General features: G+C 62.2%; 23 protein-coding genes and 1 tRNA gene. 15 read left to right on the top strand and 9 right to left on the bottom strand.

Annotated features, from left to right (window positions below; translation table 11 throughout):
- The first annotated feature begins 94 nt into the window (after positions 1-94).
- Positions 95-826, top strand: coding sequence for a response regulator transcription factor (locus tag ISS99_RS21595; protein ID WP_204633653.1), 732 nt, complete (start codon positions 95-97; stop codon positions 824-826).
- A gap of 19 nt (positions 827-845) precedes the next feature.
- Positions 846-1832, top strand: a complete 987-nt coding sequence (locus ISS99_RS21590; RefSeq protein WP_204633652.1) for a sensor histidine kinase — start codon at positions 846-848, stop codon at positions 1830-1832.
- 211 nt (positions 1833-2043) lie between these two features.
- On the opposite strand, the gene ISS99_RS23590 is transcribed toward ISS99_RS21590, so the two are convergent.
- Positions 2044-3399 (bottom strand): 3-oxoacid CoA-transferase, encoded by a 1356-nt coding sequence (locus tag ISS99_RS23590; RefSeq protein WP_204633651.1) that lies wholly within the window; start codon positions 3397-3399, stop codon positions 2044-2046.
- Between the two features lie 61 nt (positions 3400-3460).
- Between ISS99_RS23590 and ISS99_RS21580 the strand changes: the two genes are divergently transcribed.
- Both ISS99_RS21580 and ISS99_RS21575 read left to right on the top strand, forming a co-directional pair.
- Complete coding sequence (locus ISS99_RS21580) at positions 3461-3727, top strand: hypothetical protein (RefSeq protein WP_204633650.1); 267 nt, start codon at positions 3461-3463, stop codon at positions 3725-3727.
- Between the two features lie 4 nt (positions 3728-3731).
- Positions 3732-4769: an isoaspartyl peptidase/L-asparaginase family protein gene (locus tag ISS99_RS21575; RefSeq protein WP_204633649.1), complete on the top strand. Its 1038-nt coding sequence runs from the start codon at positions 3732-3734 to the stop codon at positions 4767-4769.
- Between the two features lie 52 nt (positions 4770-4821).
- Here ISS99_RS21575 and ISS99_RS21570 read toward each other — a convergent pair whose 3' ends face one another.
- The 3 genes from ISS99_RS21570 to ISS99_RS21560 all read right to left on the bottom strand — a co-directional run bounded on the left by ISS99_RS21570 (position 4822) and on the right by ISS99_RS21560 (position 8442).
- Positions 4822-5412, bottom strand: coding sequence for a response regulator transcription factor (locus ISS99_RS21570; RefSeq protein WP_204633648.1), 591 nt, complete (start codon positions 5410-5412; stop codon positions 4822-4824).
- A 77-nt stretch (positions 5413-5489) separates the two neighbouring features.
- On the bottom strand, positions 5490-6764 hold the full coding sequence (locus ISS99_RS21565; protein WP_204633647.1) for an ATP-binding protein: 1275 nt from the start codon (positions 6762-6764) through the stop codon (positions 5490-5492).
- Positions 6765-6894: 130 nt separating this feature from the next.
- Entirely contained in the window at positions 6895-8442 is a 1548-nt protein-coding gene (locus tag ISS99_RS21560; RefSeq protein WP_204633646.1) for a peptide MFS transporter, read from the bottom strand.
- A gap of 251 nt (positions 8443-8693) precedes the next feature.
- Between ISS99_RS21560 and ISS99_RS21555 the strand changes: the two genes are divergently transcribed.
- The 4 genes from ISS99_RS21555 to ISS99_RS21540 all read left to right on the top strand — a co-directional run bounded on the left by ISS99_RS21555 (position 8694) and on the right by ISS99_RS21540 (position 11289).
- Positions 8694-9068 carry a diacylglycerol kinase gene (locus ISS99_RS21555; protein ID WP_204633645.1) on the top strand — a complete coding sequence of 125 codons (375 nt, stop codon included), beginning with the start codon at positions 8694-8696 and terminating at the stop codon, positions 9066-9068.
- Positions 9069-9280: 212 nt separating this feature from the next.
- Entirely contained in the window at positions 9281-9901 is a 621-nt protein-coding gene (locus ISS99_RS21550; RefSeq protein WP_204633644.1) for a LemA family protein, read from the top strand.
- 4 nt (positions 9902-9905) lie between these two features.
- Positions 9906-10784: a TPM domain-containing protein gene (locus tag ISS99_RS21545; RefSeq protein WP_204634014.1), complete on the top strand. Its 879-nt coding sequence runs from the start codon at positions 9906-9908 to the stop codon at positions 10782-10784.
- Position 10785: 1 nt separating this feature from the next.
- Positions 10786-11289 (top strand): TPM domain-containing protein, encoded by a 504-nt coding sequence (locus tag ISS99_RS21540; protein ID WP_204633643.1) that lies wholly within the window; start codon positions 10786-10788, stop codon positions 11287-11289.
- Between the two features lie 28 nt (positions 11290-11317).
- Here ISS99_RS21540 and ISS99_RS21535 read toward each other — a convergent pair whose 3' ends face one another.
- Positions 11318-11881, bottom strand: a complete 564-nt coding sequence (locus ISS99_RS21535) for a GspH/FimT family pseudopilin (protein WP_204633642.1) — start codon at positions 11879-11881, stop codon at positions 11318-11320.
- 128 nt (positions 11882-12009) lie between these two features.
- On the opposite strand from ISS99_RS21535, the gene uvrB reads away from it, so the two are divergent.
- Positions 12010-14043 carry an excinuclease ABC subunit UvrB gene (gene uvrB / locus ISS99_RS21530; RefSeq protein WP_204633641.1) on the top strand — a complete coding sequence of 678 codons (2034 nt, stop codon included), beginning with the start codon at positions 12010-12012 and terminating at the stop codon, positions 14041-14043.
- Positions 14044-14163: 120 nt separating this feature from the next.
- A tRNA-Val gene (locus ISS99_RS21525) sits at positions 14164-14238 on the top strand.
- A 75-nt stretch (positions 14239-14313) separates the two neighbouring features.
- On the opposite strand, the gene ISS99_RS21520 is transcribed toward ISS99_RS21525, so the two are convergent.
- From ISS99_RS21520 to ISS99_RS21510, 3 genes are all read right to left on the bottom strand, one after another.
- A complete protein-coding gene (locus tag ISS99_RS21520; RefSeq protein WP_204633640.1) occupies positions 14314-15834 on the bottom strand; it encodes a GGDEF domain-containing protein in 1521 nt (506 codons plus the stop codon).
- A gap of 188 nt (positions 15835-16022) precedes the next feature.
- On the bottom strand, positions 16023-18284 hold the full coding sequence (locus ISS99_RS21515) for a sensor histidine kinase (RefSeq protein WP_204633639.1): 2262 nt from the start codon (positions 18282-18284) through the stop codon (positions 16023-16025).
- Between the two features lie 70 nt (positions 18285-18354).
- Positions 18355-19125: a response regulator transcription factor gene (locus tag ISS99_RS21510; RefSeq protein ID WP_204633638.1), complete on the bottom strand. Its 771-nt coding sequence runs from the start codon at positions 19123-19125 to the stop codon at positions 18355-18357.
- A gap of 255 nt (positions 19126-19380) precedes the next feature.
- On the opposite strand from ISS99_RS21510, the gene ISS99_RS21505 reads away from it, so the two are divergent.
- Positions 19381-19827 (top strand): CopD family protein, encoded by a 447-nt coding sequence (locus tag ISS99_RS21505; RefSeq protein WP_204633637.1) that lies wholly within the window; start codon positions 19381-19383, stop codon positions 19825-19827.
- 6 nt (positions 19828-19833) lie between these two features.
- Here ISS99_RS21505 and ISS99_RS21500 read toward each other — a convergent pair whose 3' ends face one another.
- Positions 19834-20844, bottom strand: coding sequence for an NAD-dependent epimerase (locus ISS99_RS21500; protein ID WP_204633636.1), 1011 nt, complete (start codon positions 20842-20844; stop codon positions 19834-19836).
- Between the two features lie 294 nt (positions 20845-21138).
- Between ISS99_RS21500 and thrS the strand changes: the two genes are divergently transcribed.
- The 4 genes from thrS (at position 21139) to rplT (ending at position 24520) form a co-directional block, all read left to right on the top strand.
- Positions 21139-23040, top strand: a complete 1902-nt coding sequence (gene thrS / locus ISS99_RS21495) for a threonine--tRNA ligase (RefSeq protein ID WP_204633635.1) — start codon at positions 21139-21141, stop codon at positions 23038-23040.
- Between the two features lie 43 nt (positions 23041-23083).
- Positions 23084-23608 (top strand): translation initiation factor IF-3, encoded by a 525-nt coding sequence (gene infC, locus ISS99_RS21490; RefSeq protein WP_306482327.1) that lies wholly within the window; start codon positions 23084-23086, stop codon positions 23606-23608.
- A 338-nt stretch (positions 23609-23946) separates the two neighbouring features.
- Positions 23947-24144, top strand: a complete 198-nt coding sequence (gene rpmI / locus ISS99_RS21485; protein WP_019467379.1) for a 50S ribosomal protein L35 — start codon at positions 23947-23949, stop codon at positions 24142-24144.
- Positions 24145-24160: 16 nt separating this feature from the next.
- Positions 24161-24520 carry a 50S ribosomal protein L20 gene (rplT, locus tag ISS99_RS21480; RefSeq protein ID WP_128898432.1) on the top strand — a complete coding sequence of 120 codons (360 nt, stop codon included), beginning with the start codon at positions 24161-24163 and terminating at the stop codon, positions 24518-24520.
- Positions 24521-24680: the final 160 nt, after the last annotated feature.

Genomic DNA, 24680 nt, shown 5'->3' with positions numbered 1-24680 from the left:
CACGTTTTTGTCCTTTTAAATTCACGTTGTGCTTACGCCATGGACCGTTAGCCTTCACAAATGTGAAGACTTTGCGGTATCCAACGAGGCGAACATGAGTTCACGTGACGAGCATGCCGGACTGATCCTGCTGGTTGAAGACAATCGCCAGATTGCCGAGATGGTGGGAGAGTTCCTCGAGCGCCGTGGCTATTCCGTTGATTTTGCTCAAGATGGTGTCAGCGGACTGCATCTGGCCGTGTCCAACAGCTACGACGTGGTGGTGCTGGACCTGATGCTGCCGGGCATCGATGGCCTGGATGTTTGCCGCAAACTGCGCTCCGACGCGAAGAAATCCACACCGGTGCTGATGTTGACCGCGCGCGACACGCTGGAGGACAAGCTGATCGGCCTGGAAGCCGGGGCCGACGATTACCTGGTCAAGCCGTTCGAGGTGCGCGAACTGGAAGCGCGCCTGCGGGCACTGATCCGCCGCGATCGCCGCCAGGTATCCAGCGAAGTGCTCACCGTCGGCGACATGACCCTGGACACCGCCACCCTTCGCCTGACCCGCAGCGGGCAGGAGCTCACGGTTTCACCGATCGGTCTCAAACTGTTGGCGATACTGATGCGCGAATCGCCGCGGGTGGTGAGCCGGCGCGATATCGAGCGGGAGATCTGGGGCGACACTCTGCCGGACTCCGACACCTTGCGCTCGCACCTCTACAACTTGCGGCGAGTGATCGACAAACCGTTCCAGAGCCCGCTGCTGCACACGATCCATTCGGCCGGTTATCGCCTGGCCGACCTGAATTCCGAGACGACCGCAACAAGCCACTTCGCCTGACGCCCAACCCCACATACCCATGACCAAAAAGGGTGCGCCAACCCAACGCGCGCGGTCTGCGCGCGGCGGATTCCATCGCCGTCTGCTGCTGATTTTCGGCCTGCAGCTGGTAGCGATCGTGTTGGCGTGCCTGATGGGTTATTACGACGTGGCACCGGTAGGTGCGGTGCTTGCGTTGATCGTGATCGTCAGCTCGCTCGCATGGCTGGCGGCGCAACGGGCGTGGCATTCCGTCAGCGTGCTGGCGCAACTGGTGGGCAGCTGGCACGAAGGACAGGTCGATCCTGCGGCGTTGCGGCCGGATCGGCTGCCCCGCCACGTCGATGCCGACGTGGCCATGCTGGCGCACAGCTTTCATCGCTTTGCCAACCGCATCGCGGGCTACAACGAACGGGAGCGCAACTTTACCCGCGATGCCAGCCACGAGCTGCGCAGTCCACTGACCGTGATCAAGATGTCCACCGACATGTTGGCGGACGAGCCTGGACTGAGCGATTTCGGCAAGCGCTCAGTGGAGCGCATCCGCCGCGCCACGCGCGAGATGGAAGCGCTGGTGGAGGCCATGCTGATCCTCGCGCGCGAAGCCGACAACGGCCAGAGCGAACAGGATTTCGTGGTGAACGACGTGCTGCGCGACGAATTGATCGACGCGCGCGAAATGCTGCATGGCCATCCCATCGAATTGCAGTTCGAAGAACCGGCCGCGTTCGCCTTGCATGGTTCGCCGCGTGTGTTCGCCGTGCTGTGCTGGCAATTGATTCGCCATGCCAGCCAATACACGGGGCAGGGCACGGTCTTGGTCACGGTATTGCCGGGGGTGGTGAGCGTTTGCGCCACCGCCGGTACCGATCACGATCCGCATCTGCCAGGGCAGCAGGGTTTCGAATACGCCATCGCGCGGCGCATCAGCGAACGCTTCGCCTGGCCGCTCGATCTGCGCGTGCAGGGCGGCAACAGCTACGTGGCGGAGATTCGTTTCCCGCAGCCGCTGCCGGTGCCTGCCTAAGCTCCTGCTCCCTCTCCCTTTTGGGGAGAGGGTTGGGGTGAGGGGCCATTCTTGCGATGACCCACGCTTAAAATTCGCTCAGAAAAACGTCTGCATCAGCGTGACCCCTCATCCGACCCTTCGGGCCACCTTCTCCTCGCTCCTCAAAGCCGAGCACGTCCACGTGCTCTCCCCGCGTACCCCGCGGGGGAGAAGGAAATGCAAGGTCACCTCAACGCAATGACGGATGCACCTCGAACGCACACCCTGTCTTGGCCTTCACGTCATCCACCGTTACGCCTTCGTGCACTTCGATCAGCGTAAGGCCCTTGCCCTTCGCCACTTCGAACACGCACAGGTCGGTGATGATCAGGTCCACCACCTGCTTGCCGGTGAGCGGCAGGTCGCACTCGTTCTTGATCTTGGGCGAGCCGTCCTTCGCGGTGTGTTCCATCAGCACCACCACGCGACGCACGCCGCTGACCAGGTCCATCGCGCCGCCCGGACCTTTCACCATCTTGCCCGGCACCATCCAGTTGGCGAGATCGCCGGTGCAGGACACTTCCAGCCCGCCCAGGATCGACAGGTTGATGTGACCGCCGCGGATCATCGCGAAGGATTCGGCGCTGGAGAAGTAGCTCGAGCCCGGCAAGGTGGTGATGGTCTGCTTGCCGGCATTGATCAGGTCCGGATCGACGTGCGCATCGTCGGGGAACGGGCCGATGCCCAACAGGCCGTTTTCCGACTGCAGAGTGACGTCCATGCCTTCCGGAATGAAGTTGGCCACCAGCGTGGGAATGCCGATGCCGAGGTTTACGTAGAAGCCGTCGCGCAGTTCCTTCGCGGCGCGCTTGGCCATGGCCATGCGGATCGGGCTTTCCTTGCCGGTGTTGGCACCGGCGATGGTGCGGAATTCGATGCGCTTCTCGTACTTCTCGCCCTGGATGATGCGGTCGACGTAGATGCCCGGCACGTGGATCTGGTCGGGCTCCAGCTGGCCCACTTCCACCAGCTCTTCCACTTCGGCCACGCAGACCTTGCCGCAGGTGGCGATCATCGGATTGAAGTTGCGTGCCGTCTTGCGGAACACCAGATTGCCCAGTCGGTCGCCCTTCCATGCCTTGACGATGGAAACGTCGGCGTGGATGGCTTCTTCAAGCACGTATTCCTTCTCGCCGAACTTCTTGGTTTCCTTGCCTTCGGCCAGCTTGGTGCCATAGGCCGTACGCGTGTAGAAGCCCGGAATGCCGGCGCCGCCGGCGCGCAGTTTCTCGGCCAGAGTGCCCTGCGGCACCAGGTTCAGCTCCAGCTCGCCGGCCAGCACCTGGCGCTCGAATTCCTTGTTCTCGCCCACGTAGGAGGCGAATACGCGGCTCACTTGGCGGGTCTTGAGCAAAGGCCCCATGCCGAAGTCGTCCACGCCGGCGTTGTTGCCGACGATGGTCAGACCCTTGGTTCCGGCGCCAAGCAGCGCGCCGATCAGGTTTTCGGGGATGCCGCACAGGCCGAAGCCGCCTGCCGCGATGGTCATGCCATCGAACAGCAAGCCATCCAGCGCTTTTGCCGCAGTTGCATAAACCTTGTCCATGAGGGTGCCTTCTAGCTGGGGAGATATAGCTGCGTAGGATACGACGGATCGATGTCCGGACATGCTGTACGAAGGTCGCAGGCATTCAGGGATGCGTCGAGCAAATCTGCGGCGCGTGATTGATCCATGCGTAACCGTATGCCTGCTGAAGCGGCTGGAGCTCGTCTCGAAGTACCCGCGAGGGCTGGCGCTGATGGGCGTCAACGTCATTGCTTGCAAGCGGGAACGATCATTCGTCAGCCACGTGGTGACCGCGAGCCACTGCACGTTGGCCCTTCTTTTGGCTGGCTATACTGATGCCATCACGGCACCGTTTTGGGGAGAGTGATGGGATGATCCATCGCCTGTTTGTTGCACTGGCCAGTTTCGGAATCGTTGCCATGACACATGCCGCTACACCCGTCCTGGTGATTCACGGCGGTGCCGGCGTGGTCAAGCGGGACATGACCGCGGCCAAGGAAAAGGCGGTGCGCGCTGCCATGACCAAGGCGCTGCTGGAGGGGTATGCCCAGTTGAAGGCGGGCAAGCCGGCCATCGATGCGGTGACCACGGCGATCACCGTGATGGAAGACGATTCCAACTTCAACGCTGGCAAGGGTTCGGTGTTCACGCACGACGGCAAGAACGAGCTCGATGCCGCGGTGATGGATGGAGATTCCTTGCGTGCAGGATCGGTTGCCGGTGTGCATCGGGTAAAGAATCCGATCCTGCTTGCGCGTGCGGTGATGGAACACTCCTCGCACGTGATGCTGGTCGGCGACGGTGCGGAGGAGTTTGCCAAGGAGCAGGGCATCACCCTGGTCGATCCGTCGTATTTCCGCACCGAAGAGCGTTGGCAGCAACTGCAGAAAGCCTTGAAGGAAGATGCGCAGAAGCAACCGCCTGCGGATGTTGAAACGGCCAAGCATTTCGGCACGGTCGGTGCCGTGGCGCTCGATGGCGAAGGCCATCTTGCCGCCGGCACGTCCACCGGCGGCATGAACGACAAGCGCTGGGGCCGCGTGGGCGATTCGCCGATCATCGGTGCGGGCACTTACGCCAATGCGCAATGCGCCGTTTCCGGCACCGGCTGGGGCGAGTTCTACATGCGTACCGTGGCAGCGCACGAAATCTGCATGAAGGTCTCGATGCTCAACGAGCCGATCCAGCGCGCCGCGGCGGAAGTGATCAACCAGGAGATTCCATCCATGGGCGGCAACGGTGGTGCCATCGCGCTCGATGCGGACGGCAATATCGCCATGCCCTACAACACCGACGGCATGTTCCGCGGATGGATCGGTGCGGACGGCGTTCCGCACGTGGCGATCTACGACGACGAACCTGATCCGTCGAACCACCCGCCGGCACCGGCCACTTCGGCGGCGGAGTAGCGTTCTTTATTGTTTCGGGCACCGCGGCAGTCTGCCGCGGTGAATGAGCTGCTCAGCCCCCGTGTTCCGGCCGCTCGCGTACCGGATGCTTGCTCAACTTGCGTTGCAGCGTGCGGCGGTGCATGCCCAGGCGCCGGGCGGTCTCGGAAATGTTGCCTTCGCATTCGGTGAGCACGCGCTGGATGTGCTCCCATTCCAGACGGCGCAGGGCCAGCGGTGCCTCGGGCGCGTCGATCACTTCGTCTTCGCCGCTCGCCGTACCGCTATCGCCTTCGAGCAGGGCGCGAACCACCGCATCGGCATCCACCGGCTTGGACAGGTAATCGTGCGCGCCGCGCTTGATCGCCTCGACCGCCGTGGCGATTGAGGCGTAACCGGTCAGCAACAGGATGCGCATGTCCGGCACCAGTTCGTGCAGCTCGGGAATCAGGCGCAGGCCGTTTTCCTCGCCCAGCTTCAAGTCGAGCACGCAGTGGCGAGGCTGGTGGCGTCGCGATAGGGCACGGGCTTCGTCGGCACGGCTGGCGGTGAGAACTTCGAAACCGCGGGAGGTGAGGGCTCGGCTGAGTACGCGTACAAAGGTGGCATCGTCGTCCACGATCAACAGTGGGCGGGTATTGCTTGCCTGATTCGGGGGGATCATCTGCTGCTACCGGTCGTATTTGCCCGCCTATTTTGCCGGATGTGGAGGCCCATTGCGCGCCTCCGGGCACAGGCGGCTCATTCGGTGATGGCCGACAACGGCAGGCGCAGCCGCATTTCCGCTCCCGTTTCGCCGTTGGTGGCGGTCAATTCGCCATTGAGACGCTCCGCCGTGGCTTCGGCCAGCGCCAGGCCGATGCCCAGGCCGCTCAACTTGCCGCTCTCGCCGATCGATGCCGTGCCGCCGACGGGATAAAAGCCAGGGCCGTGGTCGCACACGATCCATTCCAGCCAGGGCGCGGCGCGGCGCACTTCCAGCGTAACGCTGTGGGAGCCGCGCATGGCCGATGCATCCACCGCATTGTTGAGCAGATTGATCAGCGCATGGCGCAAGCCCGGCGGACTGCGCAACACCAGGGGCTCCAGTTCCGACGGCACGGACAGTTCGAATTCGGCCTCCGGGCGCAACAATTGGAAACGCTCGACGACGCCATGGATGAAGGCTTGCAGCGTCAGCTGTTCGGGTTCCTGCGAGAGCTGCGTTTTGCCGAACGCCACCATCTCGCGCAGAATGGTGCGGCAGCGTTCCACCTGTCCCTCCAGCAAAGACAGGTCGTCGTCCAGCACGCTGTCGCTGGCGTGCTCCCTGCGCAACTCTGGCAACAAGGTGCGCATGGTCGAGAGCGGGGTATTGAGCTCGTGCGCCGCACCCGCGGCCTGGGTGGCGATGGCGAGAATGCCTTCGTCGCGCAAGGCGCGTTCGCGTACGCGCTGCACTTCCAACTGCTGCATGCGCACGGCATTGGCCAGCCGGTTGATGAAGAAGCCGAGCAACAGGGCGGTGACCGCGAAGTTCACGCCCATGCCGGCCACGTGCAGCGAGTAACCGTGGTCGGTGCCCATCAGCTCGTTCATCGGCAACGGCACGTACCAGAGCAGCAACACGATATAGGCCGCACCGGCGATGGCGGCGACCGAAAGCACGGCGCGCACCGAAAGCGCCGCGGCGCTCAAGGCGATGGGCACCAGCAGGAGCGTGATGAATGGATTGCTGGCGCCGCCGGTGAAATAAAGCAGATAGCCGAGCACCAGCGTATCGGCGGCAACGTGACACACCGTCTCCCATTCGCGCACCGGCCAAGGCTGGCTGATGCGCCACGCGGCGAACACCGCGAACACGGCAAGCAGGTCGATGCCCAGGAACAGCGACAGCGCGGAAATGTCGATCCGCATCCACCAGGAGCAGATCATCACCGCCATGCTTTGGCCCGCAATGGCACACAGGCGCAGCCAGGCGAGCGTGCGCGTCAGCGCGAACGGACCGATCGGTTGCTTGAGCTGATGTGGCGGCATGGAAGTAGGTCAGTAGCATCTTTCCGCGCGATGCGCAGGGAGAGCTAGTGTTGCATGCCCGGGTTCGTGTGCAAGCGCAAGCAACTCCGCCCAATCCTCCCCTGCGATGCAGGGGAGGAGAGGTACGGCATCAGGGCGTGTTGAACTCTTCGCTGCGCACGGCCGGCAGCGGGTCGTGATTGGTGGCGGCATCGGAGTGGCTGGCTGACAGGCGGTTCATCATCGGCAGCACGGCAACGGCAACCAGGGTGCAGCCCACGCCGACGAAACCGAGTTTGTTGAACAGGTTGGTGTAGATCGCCAACGATTGCACCGGATCGGTGAGGCCTTCCGGGATGTGTGCGTAGTTGGCCACCACGCTGCCCAGGTATTGCGAGATGCCGGAGGCGACGAAGTAGGTGCCCATCATCAGGCCGCCCATGCGCTCAGGCACGTAGCGGGCGATCATCGCCAGGCCCAGTCCGCTCACCAGCAGCTCGCCCAGCGAATACAGGCCGTAGCCCCACACCATGATCCACGACGACACCTGGCCGTTGACCGCCCACTTGGCGCCGATGCCGTAGATGAAAAAGCCGGCCGCGACGGCCGCAAAGCCCCAGGCGAACTTGGCCGCCACCGACGGATCCTTGCCGATGCGTCCGAGTGAGTTGTAAATGAACACCAGCACCGGACTCAGCAGCACGATCCAGATCGAGTTGAGGTTCTGGTATTGCTCGGGAATCCAGGTGATGTGAAAGCCGAGCAGATTGAAATCGAGATCCACGTTGCGCTGCGCGAACAGGTTCAGCGAGGTGGACATCTGCTGGTAGAAGATGAAGAAGAAGATCGTCTGCACTACCAGCACCAGTGCGGCGATCAGGCCGGCGCGCTCGCTTTTCTGGCTGATCGAGATCATGTAGGCAAACACCACGAACATGCCTACACCTGCCACCACCACGCCCCACTTGGCGACGGTTTCGCTTTGCAGGATCAGGATCGAGCCAAGCACCGTGGCAATCGCAGCGACCATCACGGCCAGCAGTCGCTTCTTGTTGACCGGTGCGTCGTCGGCGGGTGAGCCGATGTGCGACAGGGTGCGGCTCATCACCAGGTAGTTGGCGAGGCCGAGCATCAGGCCGATCGAGCAAACGCCGAAAGCGGTGTGCCAACCCATCGAATCGCCGTATTTCGTTGCCACCACGTCGCGGATCCACGGCGTAAGCGTCATCGAGATCATCGAGCCGATGTTCACCGCCATGTAGTAGATGGTGAATGCGCTGTCGATCTTGGAGTCTTCGCCGTCGTAGATCTTGCGTACGAGGTTGCCGGAATTGGCTTTGAAGAAACCGTTGCCGACGATGATTACGCCCAGTGCCGCATAAGTGAAAACGGCATGGTCCGATGGTACCCACAGCAAAGCGTAGCCCACCGCCAGAATCACCGCGCCCATCAGCATCGTGCGGCGCGTGCCCAGCAGCTTGTCGCCCACCCAGCCGCCGATCGCGGGCGTGGCGTAGATCAATGCCGCGGCCGCGCCCCATACCAGATTGGCCTTGGTGTCGATGAAGCCGAGCCTCTTCATCATGAAGGTGACCATCAACACCTGCATGCCGTAGAAGCCGAAGCGTTCCCACATCTCGATCAGGAAGACCGTGCTGAACGAGCGGGTTTGTGAAACGGGGCGAGTCTGAGTTGCCATTAGGTATTCCGTGAACGTGTACTACGAGGCCTGAATCGACCTGTTTCTGCACCCCCTTGAGCGGGCACAATTAACGAAGGGTAACCGATTCGTCATTTGCTTGAAGTTGCAATGCGGCATGCAAAATCCTGCGGGGGGCCGGGGCGCCGTCCCGCTTGTGGCATGATTCGCGCTCGTTGCCGCCCGCAGGGGAGTTCCGCCCGCCATGCCGAAAAACGTCGTATTCCCCTCGCCGGCTCGCCGTTCCCGCCATGCCCGGTAGTGGATTCCGGGGCGACCCACGCCAGCTCTGGCGCGCTTTTCGCTGGTCGATGAACGGCCTGCGGGCCGGCTGGCGCCACGAGGCCTCGTTCCGGCTGGAAGCGATGCTCACGGTAGTCCTGCTACCCGTCGGGTTGTGGGTGGGGCACGGGGCGCTGGAGAAGATTGCGCTGGTCGCGCCGGTCATCCTGGTGCTTTCGGTGGAACTGCTCAACTCCGCCATCGAGGCCGTGGTAGACAAGGTGAGCCCCGAATTCCACGAGCTGGCCGGCCGCGCCAAAGACATGGGCTCCGCCGCGGTCTTCCTGTTGCTGGTGCTGGTTGTGCTGAGCTGGGGGCTGATCCTGGGGCCGCGCTGGTTCTAGTGCTGACCGGCCCCGGCCGGCACGGGACAAGCGGGGCGAACCCGCGGCACCCACCCCAAGTGAAGCGCCAAGGCGGATCGCCCCGCTCGCCGCTAGCTTATGTGCTGACTCGTGGCCTTAGCTGTAGGGATGGGCTCGTTTGGTGTACGTCAAAGATTGCATCCATGTAGTCCTAATGCTGCAATGAGGACTCACTGGAAGGGAGCACTCCGATGAAGGTCGTACGCTTACTACTGTTAATGCTGTTGGTCGCCGCGTTGTCCGGCTGCGGCTACAACTCGATCCAGCAACAGGACGAGGCGGTAAAGGCACAGTGGTCCGAAGTGCTCAACCAATATCAGCGCCGCGCCGACCTGGTACCGAACCTGGTCAATACCGTGAAGGGTTATGCCGCGCATGAAGACAAGGTCTTCAGCGAAGTGGCCGATGCGCGCTCGCGCATAGGTACGATCCAGGTCAATGCCGACGATGCGGCGTCGCTGGCGAAATTCCAGGCGGCGCAGGGCCAACTGGGCGGTGCGCTGTCGCGCTTGATGGCGGTGAGCGAAAACTATCCCAACCTCAAGGCCGACGGCCTGTTCCAGAATCTGCAGGCGCAACTGGAAGGCACCGAGAATCGCATCACCGTGGCACGCAACCGCTATATCCAGGCGGTGCAGCAGTACAACACGATGATCCGGACTTTCCCGAACAATCTCACCGCCAAGATGTTCGGCTACCAGACCAAGCCGAATTTCAGCGTCGACAACGAAAAGGCGATTTCGACCGCACCGACCGTCGATTTCGGTACGTCCGCGCCGAGCAATCCGGCGCCCGCCTCGTCGGCACACTGACGTGATGCGGCGTTGGGCGCGCCTGTGGCTGGTATGGACGATAGCGTTGCTGTCGCCCTGGCCGCTGCACGCCGACGATCTGCCCGCGGTGCCGACGCTTGCGCGTCACGTGACCGATCTCACCGGTACGCTCACGCCTCAGCAGGTCGATCAGCTCGATGCGCAACTCGTCGGCCTGGAAAAACAGAAGGGCGCGCAATTGGTGGTGCTGATGATCGGCACCACCCAGCCTGACGATATCGACGACTATTCCTTGCGCGTGGCCGAGCAGAACAAGCTGGGCCGCAAGGGCGTCGACGACGGCGTATTGCTGTTTATCGCCAAGAATGACCGGCAGGTGCGCATCGAGGTGGGTTACGGCCTGGAGGGGGCGATTCCCGATGCAGCGTCCGCACGCATCATTCGCGAATACATCGCGCCGAAATTTCGCACCAACGATTACGCCGGCGGCATCAGCGATGCCGTGGGTGCGCTGACGCTATTGATCGACGGCGAGCCTTTGCCGCCGCCGGTACGCGGCAAAGAAAACCAGGGGCGGGGCGTCGACTTCCAGGGACTGTTCTTCCTGGCCATTTTTGCGGTGCTGTTCATGCGCGGCGTGTTCGGGCGTGCGCCCGCGCTGGTGCGCGCGCCGCTGGGAGGCTTCGTCGTGGGCGGATTGCTGTGGATGCTGGCTTCGGCGGGTATTGGCGTTTTCGGCGGCATCATCGGCGCACTGGTGATGCTGCCGCCACCAGGATCCGGCCGTTCCATCGGCGGTGGCGGCTGGGGCGGCTTCGGTGGAGGAGGTTTTGGCGGAGGCGGTTTCGGCGGCGGTGGCGGTGGTGGATTTAGCGGTGGCGGCGGCAGCTTCGGAGGCGGTGGCGCCTCGGGGAGCTGGTGACATGACGCGGACGCAGCGCCTGGTCGCCAACCTGTTTGATGGCTGGTTCCAATTACACCGGCGGTTTCCCACCGAGCTGCTCGACGACATGACCACCGCGATTGCAGATGGCGAGCATCGGCATCTGGGTGAGCTGCGCTTTGCGATCGAATCGCGCCTCGCGCCGCAGAGCGTGTGGGCCGGCCTGGATGCGCAGACGCGCGCGCGGCAAGTGTTCGGTCAACTGAACGTGTGGGATACCGAACACAACTGCGGCGTGCTGATTTACTTGCTGATGGCCGAGCATCGCATCGAGATTGTCGCGGATCGAGGCATCGCGCACCGGGTGAAACCCGAGGAATGGATTTCGATCTGCGGCGCCATGCAGGAGAGTTTCGCAGCCGGGCAGTGGCGTGCCGGCGCCTTGCGCGGCATCACCGAAGTCCATGCCCTGTTGGCCAAGCATTTTCCCAGTCACGGCAAGGCGCGGCCGGACGAATTGCCGGATCGGCCGGTGTTGCTCTGATATTCCCTCGAGTTTCGGTACGCGGGCTTCATTCGGTCAATGCGCATTGAGCGGCCTGATCGGGAGTCGGCGTGGCGCCCCGGACGCGTCCGCGCCGCGCAATGATCACAGCCAATGCCTGCGAGTAATCTCCTTGCAGGCAAATGACCAGCGTTTGATTGGTATTGCCGATGGTGCCATCCCATTTGAACTGCAGGGACTTGAGGTTGCTGGTGGCGATGATGTTGATGCGGTTGGAATGCCTGCCGCCGGCGTATAACGGGGCGCCAGCCGGTTGACCTTCAGCCTTGCGTTCGCGCCCGATGAGCCAGCCTTCGTTCCAGCGATTGTCGTCATTGCAGGTCAAGGCATCGCGACTGGGGCAGAAGACGATGCGCGTCTGTTCGTTTATCGCCAGATTCCGCGCATGCTGCAGCGCTGCGATGTATTCGGTCTGCGCCTGGCGCAGCTCGTGACGATCCAGCAGGTGGCGGAAGGACGGCACGGCGGTCGCGAGCACAATCGCCAGCACCACCAGTGTCACCATCTGTTCGATCAGCCCGAAACCGCCGGGCAGGCAGCGATATCGCGAATTGGCGGTCCGTGGGTTCATCCGCTCATGGTAGGCCGCGCCGTCGGCGGCCCCAGCGGCCGGGGCAGCCGCGTTCCGTCAGGGGCTGCTGACAGGCGGTGTCAGCATGCAGCATTTAAAATGGCGCTCCGCGCCCGCAGAGTAAGGCCATGACTGATCGCGACCGCTTCGAACTCGTTTCCGCCTACCAGCCTGCCGGCGACCAGCCCGAGGCCATCAAGCGCCTGGTCGAAGGCTTTGACGCGGGCCTGGCGGCGCAAACCCTGTTGGGCGTCACCGGTTCGGGCAAGACCTTCACCATCGCCAACGTGGTCCAGCAGGTGCAGCGCCCCACCATCGTATTGGCGCCGAACAAGACCCTGGCGGCCCAGCTATACGGCGAGTTCAAGGAGTTTTTCCCGCACAACGCGGTGGAATACTTTGTCAGCTACTACGACTACTACCAGCCGGAAGCCTACGTCGTCGCATCCGACACCTATATCGAGAAGGACGCCTCGATCAACGATCACATCGAACAGATGCGGCTGGCGGCCACCAAGGCCCTGCTGTCGCGCAAGGATGCGTTGATCGTCGCCACCGTGTCGGCGATTTACGGCCTGGGCGATCCGGAAGATTACCTGTCGCTGCGCCTGATCCTGGCGCGTGGCGAACGCATCGAGCAACGCGCGCTGATCCGTCAGCTCACCGAGCTGCAGTACACGCGCAATGAAATGGAATTGCGCCGCGGTACCTATCGCGTGCGCGGCGAGGTCATCGACGTTTTTCCCGCCGAATCGGAGACCGAGGCGCTGCGCATCGAGTTGTTCGACGGGGAAGTGGAAAACCTTTCGCTGTTCGATCCGCTCACCGGCGAGACCATCCGCAAGGTGCCGCGCTACACGGTGTATCCGCGTACGCACTACGCCAGTACGCGCGAAAGCGTGCTCAATGCGATCGACACGATCAAGGAAGAGCTCAAGGAGCGGCTGGAATACCTCTACAAGGAAAACCGCCTGGTGGAGGCGCAGCGCCTGGACCAGCGCACCCGCTTCGACGTCGAGATGATGGCCGAAGTCGGTTTTTGCCAGGGCATCGAAAATTATTCGCGCCACCTCACGCGCCGAGCACCGGGCGAGCCGCCGCCGACGCTGTTCGATTACCTGCCGCCGGATGCGTTGCTGGTGGTGGACGAGTCGCACGTTACCGTGCCGCAGCTCGGCGCGATGTACAAAGGCGACCGTTCGCGCAAGGAAACCCTGGTCGAATTCGGTTTCCGCTTGCCGTCGGCCATGGACAACCGTCCATTGCGTTTCGAGGAGTTCGAGCGGCGCATGCCGCGTGCCATTTACGTTTCCGCCACGCCGCGCAGCTATGAACTGGAAAAGTCCGGCGATGCCATCGTGGAACTGGTGGTTCGTCCCACCGGCCTGGTCGATCCGGAAGTGGAAGTGCGCCCGGTGCGCACCCAGGTCGACGACCTGCTGGGCGAGGCCAAGAAACGCATTGCGATGGGCGATCGCGTGCTGGTTACCACGCTCACCAAGCGCATGGCCGAGAACCTCACCGAATACCTCAGCGAGCACGATGTGAAAGTGCGTTATTTGCATTCGGACATCGAAACGGTGGAGCGCGTGGAGATCATTCGCGACCTGCGCCTGGGCGAGTTCGACGTGCTGGTGGGTATCAATCTGTTGCGCGAGGGTCTGGACATGCCCGAGGTGTCGCTGGTGGCGATCCTCGATGCCGACAAGGAAGGCTTCTTGCGTTCCACCGGGTCGCTGATCCAAACCATCGGCCGTGCCGCACGCAATGTGCGTGGCAGGGCCATTCTCTATGCCGATGAGATCACCCGCTCGATGCAGGCGGCGATGGAGGAAACCGGTCGCCGCCGCGAAAAGCAGGTGGCCTGGAACGAGGCGCACGGCATCGTCCCCAAATCCGTGGTGCGGCGGATTTCCGACATCATGGAAGGTGCCCGCAGCGAGGTTCCGGGTCGTGGCCGCGGCAAGTCGGCGCGGGGCCGGGCGGCTCCCGCGGTGGCCGAAGCGCCTGCCGACTATGCCAAGCTGAACGCGGACCAGGCCGCCGCCCTAATCAAGCGGCTGGAGGCTGAAATGCGCAAGCACGCGGAAAACCTGGAGTTCGAGGAGGCTGCCCGGCTGCGCGATCAGATCCATCAACTGCGCGAAAAGGCCCAGTCTTGAGCCGTATCTTTCCGTAGGCTCAGCGCGGTGGGCAGGGCGGTGCCGCCTGGGCCACTGGCACCGGTCCCGATCATTGAGCCTTTCCAGCTCCCCGGGCTTTCTGTATACTGCGCGGCTCCCGGGCGGTTAGCTCAGCGGTAGAGCACTTCCTTGACATGGAAGGGGTCACAAGTTCGATCCTTGTACCGCCCACCAATTTAAAGTGACGACGGCGCAGATCCTTGATCTGCGCCGTCGTCGTTTTGGGAGCATGCCGCCGTGGCGTGCGAGTCACTGGTCTCTGGAGCGCCGGTATTTGCCGGGTTCGCGCGCCACCATGTCCGGCGCGAACCATCGGATGCAGTTGCGGCCTGCGCGTTTGGCCGCGTAAAGCGCTATGTCGGCGTCGCCGAGCAGTTTCTCGCCGCTTGCATAGTTGCCATCGGTCGAGGTGGCCAGGCCGGCACTGGCCGTCACGAAGCGATGCGTGCCCTGGCTGTGCGGAATCTGCAACGCCTCGATGCTCAATCGCAGGCGTTGCAGGACGTGTTCTGCCGTGGCGCGATCGCAGCCGGCGAGCAGAACGGCGAATTCTTCGCCGCCATAGCGGGCCACGGTTACGCCTTCAAATGCAGATGCCGTTGTTTTCAAGGCGGCGCTCGTCGCAGCGAGACACTGGTTGCCGGCCAAATGGCCGTAAGTGTCGTTGTAGGCCTTGAAGGAGTCGATATCCATCATGGCAATCGTGAGCGGCGTTTTTGCCGCCATGGCCATTTCCCAGTCGCGTTTCAGGATACGGTAAAAGCCGCGGCGGTTCAGCAGGCCGGTCAGGTCGTCGTGAATGGCCGCCTGCTGCAGGTCGCGATGCATGCCTTTCAGTTCGTCTTCGAGCGCAAGATGGCGCCCGAGCACGAGGGCCACGCGAATCGCGTACGAGGCAATGCCGAGCACCAGGGCGCCGATGGCGATGATGGGCGCGCGTTGCAGGTATCCGAACGCAATGATGCACAAGGCGATGCTCAATACGAACGGACTTACGCTTTCCGCAACGATCCGCGTTCTCGCCGCGGGACGGTAGCCGCGGAACCACACGGTTCGCCGTTGGCTGAGCAGAATGCCGAGGGCGACGAACGGCAGATCCAGGAAAATCTCGGGCACATACGATTCGCTGGATAGCACGAAGCGATTGTGGATGGCCGGAAAAGCCAGTTCGGCCCAGGAAAACATCAACAGCACGAAATAGAAGCGGCGCTCATCCGCACGCTTGGTGGTGACGAAACGCAAGGTGACGAATGTCGCGACAAACAGCGACATCGCATCGAACATCCACATCACGAACCGGCCGAGATCGGGATTGGTGGCGCTGTCGCCGATGATCTTGCGCAGAAAGACGTAGAACAGCAACGCAATGATGCCTGCCAGAATGGCATCGATGAGGCTCGTCCAGCGCTGTAGCGAACCCACCGCGCGGTAGGCCGCGGCAAGCGTGAGAATCAAGCTGTTGAGGCAGAAGTAGAACGTCGGGTCGAACGCAACCAGGGTGCCCTGGGGATTCTTGAGCGAGTCGATGAACAACAGCACGAACGCCGCCGCCTGGGTGAGCAGCGCCAGCAGCAACAAGGCCCAGGTGGGCCGATTGTGCGTCACGCTAAAACGTAGCCGGCGCCAACCTAAAAACAGTGTGAAAGCCAGGCAGGCCAGGACGAGCACATAACTCCAGGTAAGCACCCTGGCGGGCTCGGCAATGAGAATCGCCACGTGGACGGCCAGTAACGGCACGTAAAACCTGGGTGCCCAGTTCTGCATCTTCATGTCGCGCCCCTTGGATGGAAGGACTCAACGCGCTGGAGAACTTGCCGGTCAAGATTACTCCAGGCGCAGGCTTCCTCCGGCCCATGCCGGTTCCGGTCTTGCGGAGAGGTTAAGGCGCGCCGCTTTCGCCATCACGGGACATGAGATGGGAAGAGCCGCCTGTTGCGGTTCGGGCTTCTCGTGGTGATTCACAGCACGTGCCCCTTGGCCGCCGGCAGCACGATACATACATCGGTGCCCCGCCCTGGGTGGCTGCTTACGCCAATTTCACCGCCATGCCGGTCGATCACCGCCTTCACGAATGGCAATCCCAGCCCCACCCCCATCTCGCCGTCGGCTTTGCCGGCCACCTGGAAAAAGGGGTCGAACAGTCGCGTCAGGTCCTCCTGCGCGATACCGATGCCCTGGTCGATTACGTGCAGCGACAAATGGCGGTCGTCCTTGGCTTCAATGCGGACGGTAATCGATGTGTGCGAAGGGGAATACTTCAACGCGTTGTCGATCACGTTGACCAACGCGCGGATCAGCATGTTGGCGTTTGCCGCGATCAAGGTGTTTTCGAGTGCGCACTGCGGGCCGATCAGATCGATCGCTTTGCTCTCGGCCGCCGGCCATAACTGGTCGATCGCTTCCGTGGCGATATCGAGCAAAGTCGCCGGCGACAGCGTGTCGCGATGAATTTGTTCGGCGCGGGACAGTTGCAGGAAATCCTTGGCCACGCGCAGCGAATAGTCGGCCTGCCGGCGCAGGTCATCGATGAAGGCCTGGTCATACGAAGTCTGCGGAGGCTTGCTGGCGCGTTCTTCGATCAGTTGCATGATGGTCGAAAGCGGGCTGCGCAGGTCGTGCGCGATGTGACGCAATGCTTGCCGGTCGTGCATCACGCTGCGTTTGATGTCGGTGATGTCCATCAGGCAGACCAGGAACGACGCGCGAGCTTCCGTTTCTTCGGCATCCAATGGAGCGTCGATGCCGGCGTAGGGTACATACAGCAACATCTTGTCGCGGCCTCCAAGCAGCACTTCCTCGCTGCGGCTGGCGTCGCCTTGGCAGTGCCGCGTCACCAGGTGTTGCACGTCCGGCAGCGACACGGCGTTGCCGGATCCACGGGGCTCTTCGGTCAGCAGTTCGGAGGCCTGGGCATTCCATACCGAAATGATGCCTTTGGTGACGACGAAAACGGGGTAGGGCAATTGGTTGATCAAATTGACAAAGGTGATTTGCAGGCTGCGAATTTCCCGCATGGCCTGCCGCACTTCGCGTACGGGGTCGCCGGTGCGCGCGGGTGCGATCGGCGCTTGAGTGCCGGCCATGCCGACGTTGCCGGCGATGGCGCGCAACTGGCCGATTTCCCGGTTCAAAAGCGCCAACGTGCGGCTCAGTCGCTCCCAGGCGAAATAGGCGTAGATGCACACGCAAACCAGGGGCAGCAGGCCAAGGCCCAGCCAGCGGTGCGTCATGGCCAGCAGCAACGCGGGAAAGACTGCAATGCACGCGAGCCAGCCCAGTGCCGCCCAGTGCATCGCGTGACCGCGCAACCGCGTGCAGATCAGCACCATGCCCAATGCGAGTGCTACATAGACCGGCACCGCCAGCAGGCCGGGAAGTTCGCTTGCTACGTTGCCGCTGATCACCGCATCGGCCATCAGTGCATCGAGCTCGACTCGTGAAACGGCATCCAGGTTGAGCGAGGAAATCTGGAACCCTCCTTCATCGCCGAGCGCCTGGCCGACAAATACCGCCCGATGCTCAAAAGCATCGGCGGCGACCTTGCCGCCAATCACGTCCGCATAGGAGTAACGAGGGATGCCGTCCGGCTTGCCCAGCATGACCAGGGTGGCGTCCGTCCGTGCAGGTGCGATCGACAGGGCATAGCCTTTGGCAGCGGCGCGCGCCCGCTCGCTCGCGTGTTGAACCCCGGACACGCGGATGGCCTCAAGCACGATATTGGGGGTACCTCCTTGCGCCGAGGGCAGATGCGGCACCAGTCCTGTCACCACGCCGTAATGACCCACCGTGACGCGATGCTGCCCGTGCCCGGCTGCCGTTTCGGCCAAGGCGGATGATGCCGGCACTACGACACGGCCGTTGTTGCGCACTGCCGCCAACGCGGCGTCGGTGCGCACGTCGGCAAGCGGACCATCATCGAGGGTGACGCTGGCGGCTCGATCCAGGCGCTTGAGCAAAATATCGTTCTGCGCAGCCAGCTCATCCGGATCCAGGCCGCGCAGGTCGCGTGGATCGATCGACACGACGGCGACCCGTTTGGTGCTCGGGTGCGCGAACAGCCTGGCGGCGGTATCGAACAGCACCTTGTCGAAGGCGCCCGACATCGATGCACCCATCGGATGCCAGCTGAAAGCCGCCAACAGCAAGAAAGTGCCGATGAAGAAGATGCGCGCCGTGGCGGTGCGGGACGGGCGAAGCGAGTTGGCATGGAATGGCAACATTCAACGACGCCCCCCTTTTTTTATGCGGGTATTCCTGCTTTCCCTGCTTTGCCGGAGGCAAGGCGTGGGCTCAATATACCGATGCGCTTCGCGTCGAAGAGGCCCGCAAGCCGCCTGCCGGGGCCTGTCGCCGCCCGGCCTGGGGCAGCTCTTCGAGGCGATAGCCGTGGTTGTACACGGTGGAAATCAACATGCCGTTCTTGGAGCGCAGCTGCAGCGCGTTGCGCAGCTTGCTCACATAAGTAGCCAGGGTTGCGTCGTACTTGCGATCGGCCGCGCCCCAGATCTTTTCGCAGAGATCCTCCTTGGTAACGACGCAGCCGACGTTACGGAAGAAATGCATGGCGAGCTGAAACTCGCGCGCCGACAGGTTTGCCAGCTTCTGGCCATCCACGCCATCGACCAGCACGCTGCGGGCGTCCGCGTCGAGCGTGTAGCGGCCCACGCGAAGCTTTCGTTCGCGCAGAGTATGGGGGTAATACTTGCGCATCTGGGCACGGATGCGAGCCACCAGTTCGGCTTCACGCGCGGGTTTCACCAGATAATCGTCGGCACCGCTGTCCAGGCCGTGCACGATGCTTTGTTCGTCGTCGTGCTGGGTCAGCATGATGATCGGTACGTCGGCATGCTCGCGGGTAGCTCGCGCCCATTTGAGCACCTCGATGCCGCATTTGCCGGGCACGTCCCAATCCAGCAGCAGCATGTCCGCGGGTTCGTTCTCCAGCATGCTTACGAAGCTGTCGCCGTCGTGTCGCATGACGCTTTCATAGCCGGCCCGATGCAGCCAGTTGGCAACAGAGTGAGCCTGCTTCACGGTGTCTTCTAGAATGGCGATGCGCAAGGTCGTGTCCTCAACGAGTGGATCGGACGCCTACTGGCGGACTTGGATGTAGGAATCTTATGAATCCGCTTGCGTATTGAGGATCAGACTAGGCCTAAAAATCTCAACGAATTATTGAGGAAAGCGTCAACGACGGGTTGGCTCCATTCCTTCGTTCGAACAAGGCCTTTACGCTGTGGCGCTTGGCCGCAAGTCCTGACGCGGGGCGAGGATCGACGTACCATCACGCGGTCGCCATTGCCGCTCGGAGCCGCCATGACCTATCTGTGGATCAAAAGCCTGCACGTGTTATTCGTGATGGCCTGGGTTGCCGCGGTGTTCTATCTGCCCAGGATTCTGGTGAATATCGCCGAGGCGGGCGCCGAGCCGGCGGTGAAGGCACGGCTGGAACTGATGGGTTTGCGCTTGTATCGCTTCGGCCATGCGATGTTCGGCATGGCGTTTCTGTTTGGCCTGACGCTGTGGCTGGGGTGGCACGTCTTTCCGAGCGCGCTGCCGCACTGGGGCGAGATGGGATGGCTGCACGCCAAGCTGGGTCTGGTGCTGCTGCTGCTGATTTATTACACGTGGACCGGGCGGTTGGTGAAGCGCAGCGCGAAGGGCGGGGCATTGCCGCCGTCCCGCACGCTGCGTTTGATGAACGAGCTGCCGGTGTTCATCCTGCTTGGCATCATCTTCCTGGTGATTGCCAAACCGTTCTGACCGGTCTCAGGCGATGCGGTGGTACTCGCGATACCACTGCACGAAGCGCTTCACGCCTTCTTCGATACTTGTATTGGGCGCATAACCTACGTCGCGGCGCAGTGCCGAGACATCCGCCCAGGTATCGGGTACGTCGCCAGGCTGCATCGGCAGCAGATTTTTTTCGACGGTGCGGCCGAGACTCTGTTCCATCAACTCGATGAAATGCATCAGTTGGACGGGCTGGTCGTTGCCGATGTTGTAGACGCGGTAAGGAGCGCTCGACGTACCGGGGTTCGGTTGCAGCGCATCATAGGCCGGATCGGGTTGGGCGACGTGATCCAGCGTGCGGATCACGCCTTCGACGATGTCGTCGATATAGGTGAAATCGCGGCTGTGGTTGCCGTAGTTGAACACGTCGATCGGTTCGCCGCGCACGATGCGGTCGGCAAACAGGATCGGCGACATGTCCGGCCGGCCCCACGGGCCGTATACGGTAAAAAAGCGCAGGCCGGTGGTGGGCAGCGCGTACAGGTGGCTGTAGGTGTGCGCCATCAGCTCGTTGGCTTTCTTGCTGGCGGCATACAGGCTTACCGGATGGTCGACGGCGTCTTCCACCGCAAACGGCATCTTGCGGTTGGCGCCGTAGACGGAACTGGACGAGGCATACACCAGATGCTCGACCTTGCCGTGACGGCAGGCTTCCAGCACGTTGACGAAACCCACTAGGTTGCTCTGCACGTAGGCCTGGGGATTTTTCAGCGAATAGCGCACGCCAGCCTGGGCGGCCAGATTGACCACGCGCTGGGGCTGGAAATCGCCGAATGCGCGGTTGATTGCTTCGGCATCCGCCAGGTCGGCGCGCAAGTGGGTGTAGGCGGGGTGCGCGGCGAAGCGCGCCAGGCGTGCCTCTTTCAGGGCGGGATCGTAGTAAGCGTTGTGGTTGTCGATGCCCAGCACCTGGTCGCCGCGAGCCAGCAGGCGTTCTGTGAGAGCCGCGCCGACAAAGCCGGCCGAGCCAGTGACGAGGATGCGCATCGAGGGGTCCTGAAGGGGAATCTGCATAGTTTATAGCGCTCGTCGTCGCTCATTTGACACTCGCAACGCGCTAAACTAGCTTTTTGGGATGTAACCCGGAGACGAGGTGGCCCGCGCCGAAGGCGTCGGTCGAGTGTGTGACATGGCAACTACCCGCTTCCAGCATTGAAACGGCTACGCCTCGTGTTGAACGACAAGGCGCGTGGCGCCTTTATTTTTGCCCGTCGTCCGGACGGACTAGAACACATCAAAAATGAGCAGCGTCGCAAAGAAGCGGCGTAGCAGGTGCAATCCATGATCGAAATTACGCTCCCCGACGGCAGCAAGCGCCCCTTCGACCATCCCGTCACGGTACAGGACGTGGCCGCCTCCATTGGTGCCGGCCTGGCCAAGGCCACCCTGGCCGGCAAGGTGGACGGCAAGCTGGTGGATGCCAGCTTTCCGATCGAGCACAACGCCAGCCTGGAAATCGTCACCGAGAAAAGCCCGGATGCGCTGGAGATTCTTCGCCACTCCACCGCGCACTTGCTGGCGCAGGCCGTACAGCGCCTGTTCCCCGGTGCGCAGGTGACGATCGGCCCGGTGATCGACAACGGCTTCTACTACGACTTCGCCTACGAGCGCCCGTTCACGCCGGACGACCTGGTGAAGATCGAAGCGGAAATGGAAAAGATCGTTAAGGAGCAGTTGCCGGTCACGCGCAGCGTCAAATCGCGCGACGACGCGGTGACGTTCTTCCGCGGCCTGGGCGAGGAATACAAAGCCGAGATCATCCAAAGCATCCCGGCCAACGAAGCATTGTCGCTCTATACGCAGGGCGAGTTCACGGATCTTTGCCGCGGCCCGCACGTGCCGAACACGGGCAAGCTGCGCGCGTTCAAGCTGATGAAGGTCGCTGGTGCGTATTGGCGCGGCGATTCCAACAACGCGATGCTCACGCGCATCTACGGTACGGCCTGGTTGAACGATAAAGACCTGAAGGCCTACCTGCATCAGCTGGAAGAGGCCGAGAAGCGCGACCATCGCAAGATCGGCAAGGCGCTGGACCTGTTCCACCAGCAGGAGGAAGCGCCGGGCATGGTGTTCTGGCATCCGAACGGCTGGGCCATCTGGCAGGTCGTGGAGCAGTACGTGCGCGGCGTTTATCGCAGTAGCGGCTACCAGGAAGTGCGCGGCCCGCAGATCATGGACGTGAGCCTGTGGAAGAAGTCCGGTCACTGGGACAACTACCAGGAAAACATGTTCTTTACCGAGTCGGAAAAGCGTACCTATGCGCTCAAGCCGATGAACTGCCCGGGCCACGTGCAGATCTACAACACGGGGCTGCACAGTTATCGCGACCTGCCGATCCGCTACGGCGAATTCGGCGGCTGTCATCGCAACGAACCTTCGGGCGCCTTGCACGGCATCATGCGCGTGCGTGCCTTCACGCAGGACGATGGTCACATCTTCTGCACGGAAGAGCAGGTGGAATCGGAAGTGACTGCCTTCCACCAGCAGGCCATGAAGGTGTATTCGGATTTCGGTTTCGAAAACATTGCCGTGAAGATCGCGCTTCGCCCCGACAAGCGCATTGGCAGCGAAGAACTGTGGGACCGTTCCGAGGAAGCCTTGCGTGCCGCGCTGCGCAGCGTAGGCGTGCCGTGGGAGGAGTTGCCGGGCGAGGGTGCGTTCTATGGCCCCAAGATCGAGTACCACATGACCGACTCCATCGGCCGCTCCTGGCAGGTAGGCACCATGCAGGTGGACCCGATGATGCCCGAGCGCCTGGGTGCCGAATACGTGGACGAGCACAGCCAGCGCCGCCGGCCGATCATGCTGCACCGGGCCATCGTGGGCTCGATGGAGCGCTTCATCGGCATCCTGATCGAGCATCACGCCGGCAACCTGCCGCCCTGGCTGGCCCCGGTGCAGGCTCAGGTGTTCAGCATTACGGACGCCCAGGCCGACTATGTCCGCGAGGTGACGCAAACCCTTGTCGAGAAAGGCTTCCGCGTGAAGGCGGATTTGCGCAACGAAAAGGTCGGTTATAAAATCCGCGAACATACGCTGCAGAAAGTGCCCTACCTGCTTGTGGTCGGCGATCGCGAAAAGGAATCGGGGGCTGTTTCCGTGCGTACGCGTTCGGGCGAAGATCTGGGCAGCATGCCGCTTGCCAGCTTCATCGAACGTCTGGAGGCCGAGACGCGGCGCTGATGCCGCCCGGCCAAACTAAAAACACCTCCTGGAGGATAGTGGTATCGCCACCACAGAAACTAAGGGCAATCGTCGCAACCACGAGATCCGCGTACCCCGCGTGCGCGTGATCGGACCGGATTCCGAGCAGCTTGGCATCCTGACCCGCGACGAGGCGCTGCGCGCAGCCGAAGAAGCGGGGCTTGACTTGGTCGAGATCCAGCCGAACGGCGACCCGCCGGTCTGCCGCATCATGGACTACGGCAAGTTCAAGTTCGAAGCCCAGAAAAAGGCTCAGGCCGCCAAGAAGAAGCAGAAGCAGGTCGAGATCAAGGAAGTGAAGTTCCGTCCGGTCACGGACGTGGGCGACTACCAGATCAAGCTGCGTAACATGTTGAAATTCCTAGAGGAAGGTGACAAGGTCAAAGTCACCATCCGCTTCCGCGGCCGCGAGATGTCCCACCAGGATCTGGGCCAGAATTTGGCCAAGAAGATCCAGGAAGATGTCGGCGAGAACGGCGTCATCGAATCCTTCCCGCGCCTGGAAGGGCGCCAGATGGTGATGATGATCGGGCCGAAGAAGAAGTAAGCGCTCCGGCGCTTGACGCTTTTCCCTCTCCCTCCGGGGAGAGGGCAGGGTGAGGGGCTGCCGCGAGCCAACCTTTACCATCTGTTTTTTTTGAAGCCTTTCGTCAAAGCCAGGCTTTGATGGGTTGTGCCGCGACGGTGGCCCTCGGCCCAGGTCCTGCGTCCCCTGAGGGGATAACGCAGATCCGGACTGGCTTTGGTTCCCGGACTCCCGTACAATTGACCGTTCGACCCGCCAGGAAGGGTCGTGAACCGATCGTGGCAGGACGGAAAGAGCGCTCAGGGCGCCGCCAGATCAGTCAGAAACCGGGGAGTGATCCCCCATCAAGGAGCATTTTCATGCCCAAGATCAAGACCAACCGCGCGGCGGCGAAGCGTTTTCGCAAGACCGCGTCCGGCAAGTTCAAGGCCGGTCACGCCTTCAAGTCGCACATTCTCACCAAGAAGTCGACCAAGCGTAAGCGCAACCTGCGCGCCACCAACCACGTCAAAGCTTGCGACACCAAGGGTGTAGCACGCATGTTGCCGTATCTCTAAGGCGGAGGACTGAACCATGGCTCGTGTTAAGCGTGGCGTTACCGCCCGTCGTCGTCACAAGAAAATCATCGGCCGCGCGAAGGGTTACTACAACGCCCGTCGCAAGGTTTTCCGCGTTGCCAACCAGGCCGTCATCAAGGCCGGTCAGTACGCGTATATCGGCCGCAAGCAGAAGAAGCGTCAGTTCCGCGCCCTGTGGATCGTGCGTATCAATGCTGCTGCCCGTCAGTTCGGTCTGTCCTACAGCCGCCTGATCAACGGTCTGGCCAAGGCCGGTATTACCGTTGACCGCAAGGTGCTGGCCGACATCGCCGTGCACGACATCAAGGCGTTTGGAGCCATCGCAGAAAAGGCGAAGGCCAGTCTGGCCGCTTGATCGTCGAACACTGACGAAAGAAGTGAATCAAGCGGGGAGAAGGCCTAAAGCCTTCTCCCCGTTTTTGTTTTGAGTAACGCTTTTTGCGTTGGCCTCCTCTCCCCCATCTTTGATTGAGAATGGAGGAGAGGAATGAGGTGAGGGGTCAAGGCTTGTCCCA

The sequence above is a fragment of the Dyella mobilis genome (genome assembly GCF_016904945.1).
GTDB classification, from domain to species: domain Bacteria; phylum Pseudomonadota; class Gammaproteobacteria; order Xanthomonadales; family Rhodanobacteraceae; genus Dyella_B; species Dyella_B mobilis.
This window is presented reverse-complemented; position numbering and strand designations above follow the sequence as displayed.